At 62.9% G+C, this 19,338-nt stretch carries 16 protein-coding genes; 5 read left to right on the top strand and 11 right to left on the bottom strand.

Going from position 1 to position 19,338, the window contains the following annotated elements; genetic code table 11:
* Positions 1–19: 19 nt before the first annotated feature.
* The 7 genes from F757_RS0132095 to F757_RS0132065 are packed head-to-tail and all read right to left on the bottom strand — an operon-like array spanning position 20 to position 9,253.
* The gene (locus F757_RS0132095; protein ID WP_027214928.1) at positions 20–799 is read right to left on the bottom strand and encodes a peptidylprolyl isomerase; all 780 of its coding nucleotides are present in this window, start codon (positions 797–799) and stop codon (positions 20–22) included.
* Between the two features lie 18 nt (positions 800–817).
* On the bottom strand, positions 818–1,546 hold the full coding sequence (narI, locus tag F757_RS0132090; RefSeq protein WP_027214927.1) for a respiratory nitrate reductase subunit gamma: 729 nt from the start codon (positions 1,544–1,546) through the stop codon (positions 818–820).
* A complete protein-coding gene (narJ, locus tag F757_RS0132085) occupies positions 1,543–2,286 on the bottom strand; it encodes a nitrate reductase molybdenum cofactor assembly chaperone (protein WP_027214926.1) in 744 nt (247 codons plus the stop codon). Before narJ ends, narI begins: the two co-directional genes overlap by 4 nt.
* A 3-nt stretch (positions 2,287–2,289) precedes the next feature.
* Complete coding sequence (narH, locus tag F757_RS0132080; RefSeq protein ID WP_027214925.1) at positions 2,290–3,813, bottom strand: nitrate reductase subunit beta; 1,524 nt, start codon at positions 3,811–3,813, stop codon at positions 2,290–2,292.
* A 28-nt stretch (positions 3,814–3,841) separates the two neighbouring features.
* Entirely contained in the window at positions 3,842–7,648 is a 3,807-nt protein-coding gene (locus F757_RS0132075) for a nitrate reductase subunit alpha (RefSeq protein WP_027214924.1), read from the bottom strand.
* Between the two features lie 16 nt (positions 7,649–7,664).
* Positions 7,665–9,074, bottom strand: a complete 1,410-nt coding sequence (locus F757_RS0132070) for a NarK family nitrate/nitrite MFS transporter (RefSeq protein ID WP_027214923.1) — start codon at positions 9,072–9,074, stop codon at positions 7,665–7,667.
* Positions 9,071–9,253, bottom strand: coding sequence for a hypothetical protein (locus F757_RS0132065; RefSeq protein WP_035467760.1), 183 nt, complete (start codon positions 9,251–9,253; stop codon positions 9,071–9,073). Before F757_RS0132065 ends, F757_RS0132070 begins: the two co-directional genes overlap by 4 nt.
* A gap of 433 nt (positions 9,254–9,686) precedes the next feature.
* Here F757_RS0132065 and F757_RS0132060 point away from each other — a divergent pair, with 433 nt between their 5' ends.
* A complete protein-coding gene (locus tag F757_RS0132060; protein WP_027214921.1) occupies positions 9,687–11,057 on the top strand; it encodes an MFS transporter in 1,371 nt (456 codons plus the stop codon).
* A 239-nt stretch (positions 11,058–11,296) separates the two neighbouring features.
* Here F757_RS0132060 and F757_RS0132055 read toward each other — a convergent pair whose 3' ends face one another.
* Entirely contained in the window at positions 11,297–12,094 is a 798-nt protein-coding gene (locus F757_RS0132055) for an SDR family NAD(P)-dependent oxidoreductase (RefSeq protein WP_027214920.1), read from the bottom strand.
* Positions 12,095–12,205: 111 nt separating this feature from the next.
* Here F757_RS0132055 and F757_RS0132050 point away from each other — a divergent pair, with 111 nt between their 5' ends.
* The gene (locus F757_RS0132050; protein ID WP_027214919.1) at positions 12,206–13,153 is read left to right on the top strand and encodes a GlxA family transcriptional regulator; all 948 of its coding nucleotides are present in this window, start codon (positions 12,206–12,208) and stop codon (positions 13,151–13,153) included.
* Between the two features lie 64 nt (positions 13,154–13,217).
* Here the strand turns inward: F757_RS0132050 and F757_RS0132045 are convergent, their stop codons facing one another.
* Both F757_RS0132045 and F757_RS0132040 read right to left on the bottom strand, forming a co-directional pair.
* Positions 13,218–13,868 (bottom strand): Vgb family protein, encoded by a 651-nt coding sequence (locus F757_RS0132045; RefSeq protein WP_027214918.1) that lies wholly within the window; start codon positions 13,866–13,868, stop codon positions 13,218–13,220.
* Positions 13,869–13,877: 9 nt separating this feature from the next.
* Positions 13,878–15,104, bottom strand: a complete 1,227-nt coding sequence (locus F757_RS0132040) for a hypothetical protein (protein WP_027214917.1) — start codon at positions 15,102–15,104, stop codon at positions 13,878–13,880.
* A gap of 125 nt (positions 15,105–15,229) precedes the next feature.
* Between F757_RS0132040 and F757_RS0132030 the strand changes: the two genes are divergently transcribed.
* Genes F757_RS0132030 through F757_RS0132020 form a run of 3 tightly spaced genes read left to right on the top strand, consistent with a single transcriptional unit; the run spans position 15,230 to position 17,400 of the window.
* Positions 15,230–15,997 (top strand): DUF899 domain-containing protein, encoded by a 768-nt coding sequence (locus tag F757_RS0132030; protein ID WP_027214916.1) that lies wholly within the window; start codon positions 15,230–15,232, stop codon positions 15,995–15,997.
* Positions 15,998–16,005: 8 nt separating this feature from the next.
* On the top strand, positions 16,006–16,851 hold the full coding sequence (locus F757_RS0132025; RefSeq protein ID WP_027214915.1) for a DUF2182 domain-containing protein: 846 nt from the start codon (positions 16,006–16,008) through the stop codon (positions 16,849–16,851).
* A gap of 39 nt (positions 16,852–16,890) precedes the next feature.
* Positions 16,891–17,400 carry a DUF1697 domain-containing protein gene (locus F757_RS0132020; RefSeq protein WP_027214914.1) on the top strand — a complete coding sequence of 170 codons (510 nt, stop codon included), beginning with the start codon at positions 16,891–16,893 and terminating at the stop codon, positions 17,398–17,400.
* Positions 17,401–17,524: 124 nt separating this feature from the next.
* On the opposite strand, the gene F757_RS0132015 is transcribed toward F757_RS0132020, so the two are convergent.
* On the bottom strand, positions 17,525–19,264 hold the full coding sequence (locus F757_RS0132015; protein ID WP_027214913.1) for an ABC transporter substrate-binding protein: 1,740 nt from the start codon (positions 19,262–19,264) through the stop codon (positions 17,525–17,527).
* Positions 19,265–19,338 lie beyond the last annotated feature (74 nt).

The following is a 19,338-nucleotide window of genomic DNA, read 5'->3' as shown; positions in this document are numbered from 1 at the left end:
CAGATGAAAAGCTGCAAGGCTACTGCACAAGTGGCGAGGCCGCACCATCCATCTGCACACCCGTCATATCGGCGCGGCCCACAAGCACGCTGATGTATTGGCGCAGCGCGGTCGCAAACGCCTGCTGGCGAAGCGCCTGCGCGACCGCTTCGCGAACGGTATCGAACTCGGGCACGATACCGGGATCGCGCTCCATCACCTCGACCACGTGCAGGCCGAAGCGGCTATGCACGAGATGCGGCAGGACGCCGATGTCCGGCCGGCCGAACAGTTCCTTCGCGAACTCGGGCGCGCATTCGTCTGTGCGCAGCCATCCCAGATCGCCGCCGTCGGCGCCGCTCGGACAGTTCGACATGTCGCGCGCGACGCGGGCGAAGCGGTCGCCCGTGGTGGCCTCTTCGCAGCGCAGTTCCAGCAGGCACGACTCGGCACGTTTGCGCAGGGCGCCGATATCCAGGCCGGGCGTGACGGCAAACAGCACGTGACGCGCGCGCACCCGCTCGCCCACGGCAAAGCGGCTGGTGTGCGCGGCGTGGTATCGGCGGCAGGCGTCTTCCGTCGGCTCGGGCAATTGCAGGGCGCGCGCGAGCAACGTGTCGATGGCCGCGGACGCAGCGACGCTGATAGCGCCGTCGACGGGGGCGGGGTCGTGCGCATCGAGCAAGCCTTCTTCGATGGCCGACTGACGCAGCAGTTCAATGCACGCGCGCTGCCGCAGCGCTTCGGCGGATAGCGTTTCGCCTTCTCTGTACAGCGCAGTTCCGTTGACGGTTGCAACGTCGCATAGATTGTCTTGCATGGCCGATTCTCCTGCGCGTCAGATTCTGCGACGCGATTGTTGATGACTCGCCGGCACGTTCAGGCGGCGCGAGCGCACCACCTGATACGGGCGCAACAGATAGCCGACCGATGCAAAGCCGCTCCATACGTGCACGAGCCGCGTGAACGGGAACAGCAGAAACACCGTCATGCCGAGCACGATATGCACTTTGAACGGCCATTCCACGCTCAGGAGTCCGCTGGCGTCGGGCCGGAACGTGACGATGCCTTGCGCCCAGTCGGCGAGTGCAAGCATGGTGTGCGCGTCAGCCCGATCAGCGAACGAATAGGGCAGCGTGACGAGCCCGAGGCACAACTGCACCCACAGAATCACGAGAATGGCCAGGTCCGTGCGGCGGCTCGTGAGACGGATGCGCGGATCGAACATGCGCCGGTGAAGCAGCAGCGTCAGACCGGCAAAGCAGATCGCACCGGCTGTACCACCGGAGACGATGGCGAGCAGTTGCTTGTGCTGCGCGCTGATAAACGGCGCATAGATGAAATGCGGGGTCAGCAGCCCCACCGTATGCCCGAACAGCAGGAACAGAATGCCCACGTGAAAAAGGTTGCTGCCCCAGCGCAATTGCCCGGCGCGCAGAAGTTGCGACGAATCGCTTTTCCACGTGTACTGGTCGCGATCGAAGCGCGCGAGGCAGCCCATCAGAAACACGACGAGGCAAATGTACGGATAGACGCTGAAGAAAAACGTGTGCGCGGTAATGTTCATGTGGACGCTCCATGCGCGGATTGAACAAACTGACCCTGCTGGCCGGGTTGTACCGGTAGCGGCTGGCGTGACGGTCTGACGATATGCACCGGCTGCACTGCGCCTGCGCTGCGTTGCCCCTCCGATGAGCAGCCGCCGAAAGCGGCTGGTTCGCGCCACGTTTCGTCGAGCGCCGGCTCGGCGGGAACCTCGACCAGCTTTGTCGGTTCGCCAGCAAGTTCGAGCAGCGCCGCGAGCACGCTTGCGTAGGCGCTCTCACGCCTCGTCAATGCGCTAAACACGTTGCGCAGAATATGCGCGATCTCGCGCAGAAAATCAGCGGCTGCTGCGGGCGGTTGCGTGGACGCATATTCCAGCACCACGGTCAGATGGTCCGGCAGTTCGTGCGACGACAGGTAAAGACCCGCTTCTTCGTAAGTCCGGATCAGGTCGATCATCGCCGGACCGCGGTCGCGCGAATCGCCGTGGACGTGCTCGAACAGGTGCAAGGCGGTGCCGCGTCCGCGATCGAAAAGGTCGACATACGACGCCTCGGCATGGAGGCCATCAGCGTCGAGGAGCTGACCGAACAACGCGTCGATTTCAGTAAGTCGTTGCTCGCTCAACGTGCGCTGCGCACGCAATGCCGCGCGCATGGCGGGCAGATGCGCGCGCAGCGCCGCATCGGGATAGTCCAGCAGATGCGCCAGCACACGCAGTGTCGTGGCGAGCGAAGCGGGGGAATCGGTATGGGTGGACATCGCTCAAACCTCGACCTTGATGGGAATCGTGCGCTTCTTGTCACTGCCGAACAGACTCGTATGCGTGGTGCCGTCGGAACAGCCGTTGCCGAAACTGAACCCGCAACCACCGCGTACGTTGAAAGCGTTCTCCGCGTACTCGCGGTGCGTCGTCGGAATCACGAAGCGGTCCTCGTAATTGGCGATGGCCATCGTGCGGTACATGTCTTCCACCTGCTCGACGCCCAGCCCCACCTGGTGCAGGGCCGCGTGGTTTTCCCAACCGTCGACATGCTTGCCACGCTGCCAGGCGCGCATTGCAAGCATCCGTTCGAGTGCGCGCACAACCGGTTTGGTATCGCCTGCGGTGAGCAGGTTGGCCAGATATCTGACCGGAATGCGCAACTGGTTCACATCCGGAATCTCACCGTTTGCGCTGATGTGGCCCGCATTGGCGGCGGCCGTAATCGGCGAAAGCGGCGGCACGTACCAGACCATAGGCAGCGTGCGGTATTCCGGATGCAGCGGCAACGCGACCTTCCAGTCCATCGCCATCTTGTAGATGGGGCTCGCGCGCGCCGCATCCAGCCAGTTCTCCGCAATACCATCCTTGCGGGCCTGCTCGATTACCTGCGGATCATGGGGGTCGAGAAAGATGCCGAGCTGTGCTTCGTACAGGTCCTTGTCGTGCTCGACGCTCGCCGCCTGTTCGATACGATCCGCGTCATACAGCAGCACGCCCAGATAGCGGATGCGCCCCACACATGTTTCTGAGCACACGGTGGGCTGTCCCGCCTCGATGCGCGGATAGCAGAAGATGCATTTCTCCGCCTTGCCGCTCTTCCAGTTGTAGTAGATCTTCTTGTACGGGCAGCCGCTCACGCACATGCGCCAACCGCGGCACTTGTCCTGATCGATCAGCACGATGCCGTCTTCCTCGCGCTTGTAGATCGAGCCGGACGGGCACGACGCGACACATGCCGGATTCAGGCAGTGCTCGCACAGGCGCGGCAGGTACATCATGAAGGTATTCTCGAACTGCCCGTAAATGTCCTTCTGGATCTCGTCGAAGTTGCGGTCCTTGCTGCGCTTGCTGAATTCGCCGCCGAGAATTTCTTCCCAGTTCGGTCCCCACACGATCTTTTCCATGCGCTGGCCGGTAATCAGGCTGCGTGGCCGGGCCGTCGGGGCCGCTTTCATTTCCGGCGCGCTTTGCAGGTGGTCGTAGTCGAACGTGAAGGGCTCGTAATAGTCGTCGATCTGCGGCAGGTTCGGGTTCGCGAAGATGCGCATGAGCAGCTTCCACTTCGCGCCCTGGCGCGGCGCAATGGAGCCGTCGGCGTGGCGCACCCAGCCGCCGTTCCATTTGTCCTGGTTCTCCCATTCCTTGGGGTAACCGATGCCGGGCTTCGTTTCGACATTGTTGAACCAGGCGTATTCCACGCCGGGACGGCTCGTCCAGACGTTCTTGCAGGTCACGCTGCAGGTATGACAGCCGATGCACTTGTCCAGGTTCAGCACCATGCCGATCTGTGCGCGTATTTTCATGATTTGGCTCCTTGAGACCGGCGATGTATCAGGGGTTCTCGCCCTGTGTCTGATAGGCGCGAGAGAACTCGTCGCCGCGTGGCGTGTCCAGCCAGTCGATGTTCTTCATCTTGCGCACCACGACGAACTCGTCGCGGTTGGTGCCGATGGTCCCGTAGTAGTTGAACCCGTAGCTCAGTTGCGCATAGCCGCCGATCATGTGCGTGGGCTTGAGCACGATCCGCGTAACCGAGTTGTGAATGCCGCCGCGCACGCCGGTAATCTCCGAACCCGGCGTGTTGATGATTTTTTCCTGCGCGTGGTACATGAGCACCATGCCCGAGTTGACCCGCTGGCTGACCACCGCGCGCGCCGCAATCGCCCCGTTGATGTTGAAAAGCTCGACCCAGTCGTTGTCTTCGATACCGGCGCGCTTCGCGTCGTCTTCGCTTAGCCACACCACCGGCCCGCCGCGGTTCAGCGTGAGCATCAACAGGTTGTCGCTGTACGTGCTGTGAATGCCCCACTTCTGATGCGGCGTAATGAAGTTGAGGACGATTTCCTGGTGACCGTTGGGCTTGATGTTATGCACGCCGCCCGTTGCCTTCAGATTGACTGGCGGACGGTAGGTCGAAAAGCCCTCGCCGAACGCAATCATCCACGGATGGTCCTGATAGAACTGCTGGCGCCCAGTGAGCGTGCGCCACGGAATCAATTCGTGGACGTTGGTATAGCCGGCGTTATAGCTGACGGTCTCGCTTTCGATGCCGCTCCACGTCGGCGAGCTGATGATCTTGCGCGGTTGCGCCTGCACGTCGCGGTAGCGGATCTTTTCGTCCTCGCGGTAAAGCGCGAGGTGCTTGTGGTCGCGGCCCGTGGCTTTGGAAAGCGCTTCCCACGCTTTTACCGCTACGTGGCCGTTGGTTTCGGGCGCGAGCTGGAGGATCACTTCGCAGGCGTCGATGTCCGTGACGATGCGCGGCATGCCCTTGGTGGGGCCGTCGTCTTCGGTCAGGCCGTTCAGCTGGCCGAGTTGCGTCACCTCGGTTTCCGTTTTCCACGCGATGCCCTTGCCGCCATTGCCGACGTTGTTCATCAACGGGCCGAGCGCGGTGAAACGCTTGAAGAGATTCGGGTAGTCGCGCTCCACCACGGCGATCTGCGGCGCCGTCTTGCCGGGAACGAGATCGCATTCGCCCTTCTTCCACTCCTTCACTTCGAACGGCTGAGCGAGTTCCGCCGGAGAGTCGTGCATGAGCGGAGTGAGCACGACATCGCGCTCTACGCCGAGGTGGCCCACGCACACTTCGCTGAACGCTTTGGCGAAGCCCTTGTAGATTTCCCAGTCGGAACGCGCCTGCCACACCGGATCGACCGCTGCCGAGAGCGGATGGATAAACGGATGCATGTCGCTGGTATTGAGGTCGTTCTTCTCGTACCAACTGGCGGTCGGCAGGACGATGTCCGAATACAGGCAGGTCGTGCTCATGCGGAAATCCAGCGTGACGAGCAGGTCGAGCTTGCCCTGCGGCGCTTCGTCGTGCCATTTCACTTCAACGGGGCGCGCGTCGTCGTTGCCCAGATCCTTGCCTTGCACGCCGTTTTCGGTGCCCAGCAGATGCTTGCAGAAGTACTCGTGGCCTTTGCCCGAGGAGCCGAGCAGGTTAGAACGCCACACGAACATATTGCGCGGCCAGTTTTGCGGTGCGTCGGGGTCTTCGCAACTCATCTGCAGGCTGCCGTCGGCAAGACCTTGCACGACGTAGTCTTTCGCTTCCATTCCTTGTGCTGCCGCCTGCTTTGCGAGCTGGAGCGGATTGGTCTTCAACTGGGGCGCGCTAGGCAGCCAGCCCATGCGTTCGGCACGCACGTTGTAGTCGATCATGCTGCCGCCGTACACGCGCTTGTCCGCGAGCGGCGAAGCGATTTCCTCCATGTTCAGCTTCTCGTAACGCCATTGGTCCGTGTGCGCGTAGAAGAAGCTCGTGCCGTTCATCTGCCGCGGCGGACGAATCCAGTCGAGCGCGAAGGCGAGCGCCGTCCAGCCGGTTTGCGGACGCAGCTTTTCCTGGCCCACGTAGTGAGCCCAGCCGCCGCCGCTCTGGCCGATGCAGCCGCACATCATCAACAGATTGATCACGCCGCGATAGTTCATGTCGGCGTGATACCAGTGGTTCATTGCCGCGCCGATAATCACCATGGACTTGCCATGCGTCTTGTCCGCGTTGGCGGCAAACTCGCGCGCCACGGTGATTATCTGATCGCGCGGCACGCCGGTAATCGACTCGGCCCACGCGGGCGTGTAGGCGGCATTGTCGTCGTAACTGGCCGCGCCGCTGCCGAGGCCCCGGTCGATGCCGTACTGCGCCGCCTGAAGATCGAACACGGTGGCCACCAGCACCTCGCGCGCGTCGCCTTCCTTGCCGAGGCGCAAGCGCACCGCCGGTGCTTTCACATGATTGATCTCGCCTTGCAGTTCGTTGGCGGGAAATTGCGGCGAATGAACACCGCCGAAGTAGGGCAATGCGACATCGACGATTTCATGCGGCTGCGCGCCGTCTTCGAGCACGGAGAGCTTGAGCGTGACGGCCTCGCCGTGACGGGCTTCCTTTTCTTCCAGGTTCCATTTGCCCGCGTCTTCGTCCGCATTGGCATGCCAGCGAAAACCGATCGATCCGTTCGGCAGCACAGCGTGGCCGTCCGTATCGAACGCCACCGTCTTCCACTCCGCATTGTTCGATTGACCGAGCTTGCCGTTAAAGTCGCTCGCGCGCAGATAACGGTCCGGCACCAGCGTCTGCTGCCCGTCCGGCAACGTGTGCGTCTTGAGCATCACGAGCATGGGCAGGTCGGTGTAGCGTCGCGCGTAACCGTCGAAGTATTCGCTGCGCTTTCTGAAGTAGAACTCGTTGAGCGCGACGTGGCCCATTGCCATCGCGAGGGCCGCGTCGGTGCCCTGGCGCGGATGCAGCCACAGGTCGGACAGCTTCGCGACTTCGCTATAGTCCGGCGTGACCGCGACGGTTTTGGTGCCCTTGTAGCGGACTTCTGTGAAAAAGTGCGCGTCCGGCGTGCGCGTTTGCGGCACATTGCTGCCCCACGCAATGATGTACGAGGAGTTGTACCAATCGGCCGATTCCGGCACGTCGGTCTGTTCGCCCCAGATTTGCGGACTGGCCGGCGGCAGATCGCAATACCAGTCGTAGAAACTCATGCAGACGCCGCCGAGCAGGCTCAGGTAGCGGCTGCCCGCCGCGTAGCTGACCATGCTCATGGCAGGAATCGGCGAAAAGCCGATCACGCGGTCCGGGCCATGCGTCTTGATCGTGTAGACGTTGGCCGCGGCGACGATCCGGTTCACTTCGTCCCAGCTGCTGCGCACGAAGCCGCCCATGCCGCGCACTTGCTGATAGTCGCGCCTCGCTTCGGGATTTTCGACGATCGACGCCCACGCCGCGACCGGGTCGCGGTGTGCCTGCAGGGCCGCGCGCCAGCGTTCGAGCAGGCGTGCCCGCACCATCGGGTATTTCACGCGGTTCGCGCTGTACAGGTACCACGAGTACGAGGCGCCGCGCGCGCAGCCGCGCGGTTCATGATTGGGCATGTCCCAACGGGTGCGTGGATAGTCGGTCTGCTGGGTTTCCCACGTGACGATGCCGCCCTTGACGTAGATCTTCCATGAACAGGAGCCGGTGCAGTTCACGCCGTGCGTGCTGCGCACGATCTTGTCGTGGGCCCAGCGATTCCGGTAGGTGTCTTCCCACGTGCGGTCTTCGCCTGTGGTTACGCCGTGACCGTCCGCGAATTGCTCTTTGGGGAGCGCGAAGTGGGTCAGTCGGTCGAGAAAATGGCTCATGGAACGGGCTCCGGTTTCAACAGGGCATGGGTGCGTTGCGGCGGGCGTAGTGCCACCACGTCACGGCGATGCACACGAGATAGAAGGCAATGAACACGTACAGCGCGGCTTGCGGGCCGCCGGTGAGGGCAATGGAGCTGCCGTAGCTCTTGGGAATGAAGAAGCCGCCGTAGGCCGCCATTGCCGCGGAAAAGCCCAGCGTGGCCGCGGCTTCGGTGTTGCCTTCCCTGGTTGCGCGCTGCACGGCTTCGCGGTCGGACGGGTTGACTTCGCGCAGCTTCGAGTTGAGAAAGATCACCGGGATCATGCGGAAGGTCGAGCCGTTGCCGATGCCTGTCGTCAGGAACAGCACGAGAAAGCACGCGAAGAAGCCGCCGAAGCTGCCCGCCGAAGAACCGTTGGGCAGGAACGTCAGCACGCCGCCCACGGCACATGCCATGACCACGAAATTCCAGAGCGTGACGCGCGCGCCGCCCAGCTTGTCCGCGAGCCATCCGCCGAACGGCCGCACCGCGGCGCCGACGAGCGGCCCCAGCCAGGCGTAAGCGAGCGGATTGACCGCGGGAAACTGGCTCTTGATGAGCAGCGGGAAGCCCGCGGCATAGCCGATAAACGAGCCGAAGGTGCCGAGGTAAAGCACGCACATCAGCCAGTTGTGCTTGCGCCGGAAGATCACTGCCTGCTCGGCGAACGATGCCTTGGCTTCCGCGAGATCGTTCATGCCGAACCATGCGGCGAGCGACGCCAACGCAATCCACGGCACCCAGATGAAGGCCGCATTCTGCGTCCACACGAGCGTGGTCTGCCCGGCTTTGACGACGCTTTGAGGCTCGCCGGCAAAGATGCCGAAAATGCCTGCTGTCACGACGAGCGGGCTCAGGAACTGAACGACCGAAACGCCGAGGTTGCCGAGTCCCGCATTCACGCCGAGCGCGGAACCCTTGCGCTCCTTCGGAAAGAAGAAGCTGATGTTGGCCATGCTCGAACTGAAGTTGCCGCCGCCCAGGCCGCACAGCAACGCGAGCGCGAGCATCGTCGGATAGGTCGTGGTGTTGTCTTGCACCGCGAAACCGATGCCGATGGCGGGAATCAGTAGCGAGGCAGTCGAGATAGCTGTCCAGCGGCGGCCGCCGACAAGCGGCACCATGAACGAATAGAAGATGCGCAGGGTCGCGCCGCTCAGCGCGGGCGCCGCCGCGAGCCAGAACAACTGGTTCGTCGAATAGCGGAAGCCGAGCGTCGGCAGATTCACCGCCACGACGCTCCACACCTGCCAGATTGCGAATGCGAGAAACAACGCCGGGACCGAGATCCACAGGTTGAGCCTGGCAATCGCTTCGCCTTCGCGTTCCCAGAAAGCCTTGTCTTCGGGAGACCAGATCGCGAGTGTGCGACCAGGCCGCGCTGTTATGGGCCGGGAGTTCATTGCAATTCTCCAGTTGGGTGGTCGATCCGCGCGGACCTGCGGGATCGGAGCAGTGCGTTGCGCTGGCGCAGGTCGATCGCGAGGCCGGCCATCCACACCGCCACGGAAATGCACAGCATCAGCACCGCGGCGTCCTGCAGCGGCCACGCGTCGAAAATCGGGTTTGGCAGAGCGTTCATGACGTGATGCCCCTTTGAATGACTGAGCATCATTGTCTGCATGTGCGCTGCGGCTGAATATCCACCGAGTGGGGGTGGCACGCGCGGCATTGGAACTACGCCGTTGCGCGTGGCGATAGTCCTGAAGAACTACTGGGCGCTTTGATTGACTGGCAGTTGAGATGGATCAACGGGCGATGCGGTGATCGAGTGTGGCGCGTAGGATGCGCCGATGGCGGCTGCGGCCAACGGCGGGGCCGCGCTCTGGGCCTGCGCTTTCAGCGCGAGCTTTGGGCCCGCGCTCTGGGTTTGGGCCCCAATACGTCTGACGTTTTCGCGCGCCAGAGCGGCTTCGCTCCACGTTGCCCGATGCGCGTTCAGGTGGTGTCGCCGGAACCTCGACCGGTGCAACATGTCAATAGAAGATGTCGCGCATTCACCCGGGGGATGCCAAATGACTGCCACGCAACCAGGGGCGCTGCCCCTCTCCGAAGAGGACGCGCGGCGCCAGTTGCGCCGCGCCGTTATCGCCAGCACGATCGGCACCACGATCGAATGGTATGACTTCTTTCTCTACAGCACGGTAACGGGTCTGGTCTTTGCGAAGCTGTACTTTCCGCAGTCCGATCCGCTCGTCGGCACACTCCAGGCGTTTCTGATCTACGCGGTCGGCTTCATCGCGAGGCCGGTAGGCGCGGCTATTTTTGGGCACTACGGCGACCGTATCGGTCGCAAAGCCACGCTCATCGTCACGCTGCTGCTGATGGGGTTCGCCACGTTCGCCGTGGCTTTTATTCCGACTTATGCGTCCATTGGAATCTGGGGCGCGGTGATACTCACGTTATTGCGCTTCGTTCAGGGCGTTGGCGTGGGAGGCGAGTGGGGTGGCTCGGTGCTGATGTCGATGGAATGGGCCCGCACCAACGCGCACCGCGGCTTCGTTGCGTCGTGGCCGCAGTTCGGTGTGCCCGCCGGGCTGTTCCTCGCCAACCTCGCGGTGCTGGCCATGAGCGCCATTTCCGGCGACGCGTTCCTCACATGGGGCTGGCGCGTGCCGTTCTTCCTGAGCATCGTGCTGGTCGGAATCGGCCTTTATATTCGACTGAACATTCTCGAGACGCCTATTTTCGCGAAGCTTCTGGCGGAGCGCAAAATCGAAAAGACGCCGATGCTGGAAGTGATCCGCCGTCAGCCGAAAGACATTCTTCTTTCGGCCGTCGCACGCATGGCGGAACAGGCGCCGTTCTATATTTTCACGGCGTTTGTTTTCACTTACGGCGTGACGACGCTCGGTGTTTCCCGCGATCTGCTGTTGACGGCCGTGCTGGCCGCCTCGGTGCTGGAATTCGGCACGATTCCGCTGTTCGGCCATGTGTCCGATCTCATCGGGCGACGCCGCATGTACATCATAGGCGCGGCGGCGGCGGGCCTCTTTGGCTTCCTCTACTTTGCGATGGTCGACACGCGCAATCCCACGTGGATTTTCGTCGCCATCGTGCTCTCGCTGGTGCCGCACTCGATGATGTACGGCCCGCAAGCCGCGTTGATTGCCGAGTCGTTCACGGGGCGGCTGCGCTACAGCGGCGCATCGCTTGGCTATCAGCTTGCGTCGGTGATCGCGGGCGGCCCTGCGCCGCTGATCGCGACGGCGCTGTTTGCTTACTATCACACGGGCTACGCCATTGCCTTCTATGTATTCCTTTGCGGCGTGCTGAGCGTGATTGCCGCTTCGCGTCTGGGCGACTACACGAACAAGGACATCTCTCAGGAATATGACGAGCCGCAGTCGATGAGCGGCGGCGAGCACGGTCATCGGCATGCCTGAGCGTGCAGTGCGGTTTCGCTTTTGCGGCATGGAGTGTGGAGATTCGCGAAGCAAGGACTAACAAGCACTAACAAGCACTAACAAGCACTAACAAGCACGAGCAAGCACGAGCAAGCGCAAGCAACCGCTGCCGACCGCCACCAACCGCCGAAAGCCGGACCGTAGGCAACTTGCGTTGCCACGGCCCGGCTAATTTCCGCGGTTTGCAGCCTTTCCAACGCTCTGTGCGTCAGATCAGATCAAGCCGCCCGATAGCGCGGCGCCGGCGTATTGGTCGACAGCAGCGTTGACATCGCGCGGCGCGCCGCCTCGTAGTCGTCCCACTTCTCGAGCGCATGCAGCGACGGAATCGTGACCAGCTCACGCCGCTCGAAGCCCACCAGCGCGGCGTCCACCATGTCGTCGGCGGACATCACGATCGACTTGTCGAGATTTTCCAGCGGCAGGCCGCCGGTCTGCCAGAACTCGGTTGCGGTCGCGCCCGGCAGAACGGCCTGCACCTGAACGCCCTTATCGGCCAGTTCATGATGCAGCGACTGGCTGAAGGCCAGCACGAACGCCTTGCTGCCGCCATACACGCCGTTCAGGATTTCCGGCGCAATCGCGACAATGGACGCAATGTTGATCAACGCTCCCTTGCCGCGCGCGACAAAGCCCGGCACCGCCGCATAAGTGAGCCGCGTCAACGCGCTTACGTTGAGGTCGATCATGCGCTGCATCGCGTCGACGTCGCTGCCAAGAAGAGGCGTATGCGTGCCCACGCCGGCGTTGTTGACGAGCAGCGTGATGCTCGCGTCCTGCTTGAGCTTCGCTTCGACGGCGGCAAGTCCGGCTTTGTCGTTCAGATCGGCGTCCAGTATTTCGACGCTGCGACGCGTTGCGTTCGTGATGCGGCTCGACAGCGCCGCAAGGCGCTCGCGGTTGCGGGCAACCAGAATCAGGTCGTAGCCCTGCTTCGCGAGACGGTCCGCATAGATCGCGCCGATGCCGGACGACGCGCCCGTGATCAGCGCGGTGCCCTTGTGTGCTTCAGTCATGGTGTCGCTCCTTTGCAATACGTTGTGATGGCGTGACACCATTCTGTTCGGTTTTGACGATGTCGCAAATGACATATATCGTCATGTTTTCAGACATAAGGAAAAAACGGCATGCATCGCATTGGATATTTGCTGAGCGACGGCTTTCAGGTGATGGCCATTTCCACCCAGTCTGTTTTCGAATATGCGAACCTGGTACTGGGCGAGCCGTTTTACCACGTAGAAAATTTTTCGATGTCGGGCGGCGAGGTGCGTTCGTCGCTCGGCATGAGCATTAGCACGCGGCCGGTAAGCGCGCGCCGCCAGATCGACACGTGGATTGTGGCGGGCGTCAACGATCCGTTGGCATCGCCGCCGCCTGAAGATGTGCTTGCGTTTCTGCGCAGAATGGGGCCGCGTGCGCGGCGTATCGGTGGCATCTGCACGGGCGGTTTCGTGGTTGCCGGGGCTGGTTTGCTGTCACAGCGCCGTGCCACCACGCATTGGGCCTATGCGCGCGAAATGCAAAAGCGCTTTGCGGACGTCCGTGTGGAAGACGACCGCATCTATATTGTCGACGGCCCCATGTGGACATCGGCCGGCATGACCGCCGGGCTCGACATGGCGCTCGCGATGGTCGAAAAAGATCACGGCGCGGAGGTGGCGCGCTCGGTGGCGCACAAGCTCGTTATGCACCAGCGGCGCTCGGGCGGACAGTCGCAGCATTCGGAAATGCTCAACCTCGCGCCGAAGTCCGACCGCATTCAGCGCGCGCTGACCTACGCACGCGAGAACCTGAGCCGCCCGCTTACAGTAGATGAACTTGCGGAGAAGGTGAATCTCAGTCCGCGTCAGTTCAGCCGCGTTTTCACGCTGGAAACAGGGCAATCGCCGGCGCGTGCTGTCGAGAGTTTGCGCCTCGAAGCCGCGCGCCTGATGGTCGAACAGAGCCGGCATTCGCTCGACGTCATCGCGAAAGAAACGGGCTTTCGCGACCGGCGGCATCTACGTGAGGCGTTTGTACGCGGGTTCGGGCTCCCCCCGCAGGCAGTGCGTCGCGAGGCGCGCCAGCCTGGGTGAGGACACTGTGCGAGGCAGGCGGGTGTGCGATGTGGGGGGTGCGATGTGAGCCGGGTGACGCTTATCAGACTTCGCCGGTAGCGCGTTGCGGACGACGCACGGCGCGCACCTTGGCGCTATTGCCGCCGCCGCAAAAGAACTGCTCGGCGCCGTCCGATTCGAGGCCGGACACGCCCACGCCGGCCGGCATCTCAAGGCTTTCCAGCACTTCGCCAGTGCGCGGATCGACGTGCCGCAGCTCGCTCGCGTCGTCTTCCCAGGTACCGTGCCAGAGTTCTCCGTCGACCCACGTCACGCCCGTCACGAAGCGATTGGACTGGATGGTGGAGAGCACTGCGCCGGTCTCGGGATCGACCTGGTGGATCTTGCGCTCGCGATACTCGCCGACCCACAGCGAACCCTCGGCCCACGCAAGTCCTGAAGCGCCAGTGCCGCCGGGCGCGGGGATGGTCGACAGCACGCGGCCGCTGGCGGGGTCGATCTTGTGGATGCGGCCCTCGGCGATCTGGTAGAGATGCCGGCCGTCGAAGGCCGTGCCCGCGTCGGCGGCCACCTCGATGCTGCGCAGCGTTTGACCGCTGGCGGGATCGATTGCGTTGAGTGTCTTGCCGGCCGCAATCCAGACGTGCTGGCCGTCATACGTGACCCCGCCCACTTGCTGGACGTCCGGAAAGGGACCGTATTCACGGATGATGGTGGCGTTCGATCGGTTCATGTGGTCATCCTAATTGAGCGTGACCGGCGTGGGGAGTAACAACGTTGTCGCGAATCCCGAGGCGGGCGGAGCCATCCAGCGGCGCGCGCGTCCTTGACCGAAAGACTGTGCCTTGCCCGCGGCCGCGAGCGAATCGAGCGTGCGCTGCACGGTGCGCTGGCTGGCGCCGAGTGCAAGCGCGAGTGCCGAGCTCGACCACGACTCTCCATCGGCAAGCAGCGCGAGCATGGCTGCATAAGCTTCGTCGACGGGTCGCGCGAGCAGCACCACCGCATGCCCGCGACGGGGCGCCAACGCAAAGCCGTGGCGCGTTGCGTTGATATCGGCTAACCCGGCAAGCACCGTGCGCAGCCGGCCCATTTCGACGCGCAGGCGGGCGCGATGCGAGTCGTCGGCGTGGCGTGTTTTAAAGGCACGCGCGATTAGCGCGTCGCGCGGCACGTCGGCAGGCCACGCTTCGGCAAGATGGTACGCGAGGTTGAACAATATTGGACGCCGCGTCAGCGAGACTGCCGTCGCGGCATTCTGCACGACGTGGCGGCATGCGTCGACCACGAGCGCGTCCGACGCGAGCACACCTTCGACTTCGTCAAGCAGCAAGAGGCGCTTGTCTGCACCTGCTATCAGGCGCGCGGCCGGCAGTTGCAACACATGTGACGCGTTTTCCACTTCGGCAATCAGCGCGGGAATGCGCGCTTCATGCGCGGCATGCCGCGCCCGGGCAAATGCAACACGGGCCGCGGCGGTTTGCAAACGCCGCAGCGCGACGCTCGCCACGACAAGCTCATGCGCGGCTCTTAACGCGGGCGGCAACGGCGCGGGATCGAGTGTGTCGAGCATGCGCTCCGCTTCGTCGATCTGGCCGATCAGCACGAGCCGCCGCACTTCCAGATAACTGGCGTGCGCCGCGTTGATGCGGTCGCCGTGGGCTGCCAAGGTCGCGCGCGCGTCGGCGAGCGCCTTGGCGCGCCACGCAAGATCGCGCGATGCCAGCGCTATCTCCGCTTCGGCAATCACGCAGCGCGCGCGGGCCACCGCCTGCTTCGCGCCAAACGCGCGGGCCGCGCTTCGCACGAGCGCCTTCGCCCGCACCAGATCGCCGAGTTGTGCCATCGCGATGCCGCGCAGCGCCAGCGCCGGCGCGTCGTCGCGCAACGCGACGCGCTTCAATGCGTTAAGCGGATCACCGGCCGCGAGCGCCTGCGCCGCAGCCTGAATGAGCGGGTCGGTCTTCATGGAAATCGCGCCACACTTGTCACTCCCACCGTCGGAAAGCCAGGTACTAATCTAGCACGACCGCAAACCAGTACGTCGTGTCGAAACGATCGAGCGACGACAGAAAACCGAACGGAGAGAGAGCCATGACCACAACCCATACCACCGGCACCCGCGAGCAATGGCTGGCGGCGCGCCTCGACCTGCTCAAGGCGGAAAAGGAGTTGACGCGCCGCAGCGACGAACTGGCGCGGCGGCGTCAGGAATTGCCGTGGGTTCGCGTCGACAAGACATACCGGTTCGAGACCGAAGGGGGCAGTGCGTCGCTCGCCGATCTGTTTGCGGGACGCTCGCAGCTTCTCGTCTATCACTTCATGTTCGGGCCGGACTACAAGGCGGGTTGCCCGTCGTGTTCGTCGATTGCGGACGGGTTCGACGGTTTTGCGGTGCATCTCGCCAATCACGATGTCAGGCTGATGGCGATATCGCGGGCGCCGCTCGCGAAGCTGCAGGAATACAAGCGGCGCATGGGGTGGACGTTCCCGTGGGCTTCCTCGGCGGGCAGCGACTTCAACTTCGACTTCAACATCTCGTTCACCGAGGAGCAGCAGCGCGAGGGCAGCGTCGAATACAACTATCAGCGTGGGCGTCACGCGATGGACGCGGTGCCGGCGCCCGAGCCTGTCGCGCAGTTCGCGGCGACCTGCGGGACAGACCCGTCCACCTACGCGCGCGATCGGCCAGGACTCAGCGCGTTCGTGCTCGAGGACGGCGACGTGTACCACACGTACTCCACCTACGCGCGAGGACTGGACGGCCTGTGGGGCATGTACCAGTGGCTCGACCGCGCACCGAAGGGGCGCAACGAGACCGGCATCTGGTGGCGGCGTCACGACGAATACGAAAAGCGCTGAGGCGCGTAATGGACCTCGTTGGCGTTGGCGAATGCCGCAAGTTCGCGAGGGCAAAGACCGGCGCGCGCATGGATGCGCGCCGTGCGGTCTTTTACGGCGTCTGCGGCTTGCTGTTCGCGATCAGCACGGCGCTGACGGTCGCGGCATGCCTCTCGATGTCGGCGATGGGCGAAATGCCCATGCCCGGCGGCTGGACCATGTCGATGATGTGGCTGCCGCTATGCGGGCAGACGTGGCCTGCAGTTGCGGCATCGTTCGTCGGCATGTGGATTGCGATGATGGTTGCGATGATGCTGCCGGCGGCTGCGCCTGCCTGGTGGCGCTATGGCGAAGCGCTTCGCAAGGCAGGGCATAAGCGCGTGGCAATGCAGACATGGTTGGCCGCCCTCGCGTATTTCGCCGTCTGGGCGGCGTTGGGCCTCGTCGTGTTCGCGCTCGGCGCGGCCCTCGCAATGTTAGAAATGCGGATGCCCGCATTTTCGCGCGCGATTCCCGTTGTTGGCGTCGTCGTCGTGCTGCTGGCGGGCGCGTTGCAATTGTCCAGCTGGAAGGCGCATTATCTGCGCTGCTGCGGGCGAGCGCCGGATTGCGTCCACACAGTATTGCGCTCGCGTGCCGCTGCTGCATTACGATACGGTTCGCGCCTCGGCCTGCACTGCTGCTTTTGCTGCGCGAGCCTGACCGCGGTGCTCGTCGTAGCGGGCGTGATGAACCCGCTTGCCATGTCTGCGGTGACGGCTGCCATTACGCTGGAACGGCTCGCGCCGCGCGGGCGGTTCGTCGCGCGAGGTATGGGGCTTGTAATCGTGGGCATCGGCTTGTTGATGATCGTGCGAGCTGCCGGACTCATATGAATACGTCTTCACAACGCTAAATAAAACAGAATCTGACCAATGATCCGATACGTTGCTTTTCTGCGCGCGGTGAACGTTGGCGGCACCGGCAAGCTGCCTATGGCCGAGTTGCGCAGCATGTGCGAGTCGCTCGGCTTCACTGAGGTTCGCACCTACATTGCGAGCGGCAATGTGGTGTTCGACAGCAAGTTGGCCGAAGCTTCGGTGAAATCCCGGCTCGAGCGTTGCCTCGAGCAGTATGCGGACAAGCCGGTAGGCGTCGCGGTGCGCACTGGCGCGGAACTCGCGCAGGTGCTGGCCGCCAATCCGTTCAAGTCGGCGGCCTCCAACCGGACAGTGGCGATTTTTCTCGACGCGCCTCCACCTGCTGATGCCCTCGCCCACGCAAGCGGCCAGCGCAATGAAGAAATGGCGCTCGGCACACGCGAGATTTACGTTCTCTACAACGACGGCATGGCGGACACGAAACTAAAAATTCCTGCCGCGAAGACGGGAACCGCACGCAACATGAACACGGTCGCGAAACTCGTGGAGATGGCAAACGGGTAGTGGGGAAGCAAGCGCGCATCGGAAACGGCATTGCCATTGCCCTTGCCATCGTTATCGGCGCACATAAAAAAGGCGGCACACCGTGCCGCCCATTCACACCCATGCCCACTGCGGCGCGAGGCGCTCAGCGCACCTTGCCCGCCTTCCACGCCGACAACAACTGCTCGTACTTGACCGTTTCGCCCTTCGGCTTTTCGTTGGCGAGCTTCTTCCACGGTGCGTGCTGGTCGGACAACCACTTCGACGGATCGCTCTGCGGATTCAACTCGGGCGCGCAGACCTTCATGCCGGCCCGCTGCAAACGTGACAACACCTGGTCCATTTCCTTCGCCAGGTTATCCATTGCGGCCTGCGGAGTTTTTTCACCGGCGACCGCGGTGCCGACGTTTTTCCACCAGAGCTGCGCCATCTTCGGATAGTCGGGCACGTTGTTGCCGGTCGGCGTCCAGGCGACGCGCGCCGGGCTGCGATAGAACTCGATCAGACCGCCATACTTGTCCGCGTTCTTCGTGAAGTAGTCGCTATGAATGTCGGAGTCGCGAATGAACGTAAGACCGACAATCGACTTTTTCAGCGACACGCTCTTCGACGTCACGAACTGCGCATACAGCCATGCGGCGGCGCGCTGATTGGCCGGCGTCGACTTGAAGAAGGTCCAGGAGCCTACGTCCTGATAGCCGTTCTGCATGCCGTCCTTCCAGTACGCGCCGTGCGGCGAGGGCGCCATGCGCCACTTCGGTGTGCCGTCCGGATTCGTCACGTTGCCGGGCTTGAGCATCGACGCGGTGAACGCGGTGTACCAGAACACTTGCTGCGCGATCCTGCCTTGCGCCGGCACCGGGCCCGCTTCGCTGAACGTCATGCCGGAGGCTTCGGGCGGCGCATATTTCTTGAGCCAGTCGATGTATTTGGTGGTCGCGTACACGGCTGCCGGGCTGTTGGTGCCGCCGCCGCGCGACACCGACGCACCGACCGGATGGCAACCGTCCGGCGTCACGCGAATGCCCCATTCGTCCACCGGCATGCCGTTCGGAATGCCCTTGTCGGCTTCGCCTGCCATGGAAAGCCATGCGTCCGTGAAGCGCCAGCCAAGCGACGGGTCTTTCTTGCCGTAGTCCATATGGCCGTACACTTTTTCGCCGTCGATGGTCTTTACGTCGTTCGTAAAGAACTCGGCAATGTCTTCGTACGCGGACCAGTTGACCGGCACGCCGAGCTCATAGCCGTACTTCGCCTTGAACTTGTCCTGCAAGTCCTTGCGGGCGAACCAGTCGGCGCGGAACCAGTACAGGTTGGCGAACTGCTGGTCGGGCAACTGGTAGAGCTTTTTGTCCGGCGCGGTGGTAAAGCTCGTGCCGATAAAGTCCTTCAGATCGAGGCCGGGGTTGGTGTATTCCTTGCCTTCGCCCGCCATGTAATCCGACAGCGGGATGATGACGCCATAGCGATAGTGCGTGCCGATCAGATCCGAGTCGGAAATCCAGCCGTCGTAAATGCTTTGGCCTGATTGCATGGACGTTTGCAACTTCTCGACAACATCGCCCTCCTGAATGATGTCGTGCTTCACCTGAATGCCGGTGATTTCAGTGAACGCCTTCGCGAGGGTTTTCGACTCGTAGGTATGCGTGTCGATGGTTTCCGACACCACGTGAATTTCCTTGACGCCTTTCGACTTGAGTTTGTTCGCCGTGTCGATGAACCATTTCATTTCGTCCATCTGCTGCTGCTTCGAAAGCGTGCTCGGCTGAAACTCGCTGTCGACCCATTTCTGTGCTTCAGGCACGCCCGCCATTGCCTGGTTCCCAAAGGCACCCGACACGATGCTTGCCACTGCGAGCGCGACGATCCGTCTCCTCTGTTGCATGGTCTTCTCCTGTGTCCTTCGTGCCCCTTCGATCTTTCCGGCGCCCGCCTGGGGCATCAGCGGAACCGGCAGTT

This window comes from Burkholderia sp. WSM2232, assembly GCF_000472545.1.
Lineage (GTDB): Bacteria > Pseudomonadota > Gammaproteobacteria > Burkholderiales > Burkholderiaceae > Paraburkholderia.
This window is presented reverse-complemented; position numbering and strand designations above follow the sequence as displayed.

Coding starts and splice junctions, on each gene's coding strand:
- F757_RS0132095 (WP_027214928.1), bottom strand. CDS start 799: ATGCAAGACAATCTATGCGACGTTGCAACCGTCAACGGAACTGCGCTG.
- narI (WP_027214927.1), bottom strand. CDS start 1,546: ATGAACATTACCGCGCACACGTTTTTCTTCAGCGTCTATCCGTACATT.
- narJ (WP_027214926.1), bottom strand. CDS start 2,286: ATGTCCACCCATACCGATTCCCCCGCTTCGCTCGCCACGACACTGCGT.
- narH (WP_027214925.1), bottom strand. CDS start 3,813: ATGAAAATACGCGCACAGATCGGCATGGTGCTGAACCTGGACAAGTGC.
- F757_RS0132075 (WP_027214924.1), bottom strand. CDS start 7,648: ATGAGCCATTTTCTCGACCGACTGACCCACTTCGCGCTCCCCAAAGAG.
- F757_RS0132070 (WP_027214923.1), bottom strand. CDS start 9,074: ATGAACTCCCGGCCCATAACAGCGCGGCCTGGTCGCACACTCGCGATC.
- F757_RS0132065 (WP_035467760.1), bottom strand. CDS start 9,253: ATGAACGCTCTGCCAAACCCGATTTTCGACGCGTGGCCGCTGCAGGAC.
- F757_RS0132060 (WP_027214921.1), top strand. CDS start 9,687: ATGACTGCCACGCAACCAGGGGCGCTGCCCCTCTCCGAAGAGGACGCG.
- F757_RS0132055 (WP_027214920.1), bottom strand. CDS start 12,094: ATGACTGAAGCACACAAGGGCACCGCGCTGATCACGGGCGCGTCGTCC.
- F757_RS0132050 (WP_027214919.1), top strand. CDS start 12,206: ATGCATCGCATTGGATATTTGCTGAGCGACGGCTTTCAGGTGATGGCC.
- F757_RS0132045 (WP_027214918.1), bottom strand. CDS start 13,868: ATGAACCGATCGAACGCCACCATCATCCGTGAATACGGTCCCTTTCCG.
- F757_RS0132040 (WP_027214917.1), bottom strand. CDS start 15,104: ATGAAGACCGACCCGCTCATTCAGGCTGCGGCGCAGGCGCTCGCGGCC.
- F757_RS0132030 (WP_027214916.1), top strand. CDS start 15,230: ATGACCACAACCCATACCACCGGCACCCGCGAGCAATGGCTGGCGGCG.
- F757_RS0132025 (WP_027214915.1), top strand. CDS start 16,006: ATGGACCTCGTTGGCGTTGGCGAATGCCGCAAGTTCGCGAGGGCAAAG.
- F757_RS0132020 (WP_027214914.1), top strand. CDS start 16,891: ATGATCCGATACGTTGCTTTTCTGCGCGCGGTGAACGTTGGCGGCACC.
- F757_RS0132015 (WP_027214913.1), bottom strand. CDS start 19,264: ATGCAACAGAGGAGACGGATCGTCGCGCTCGCAGTGGCAAGCATCGTG.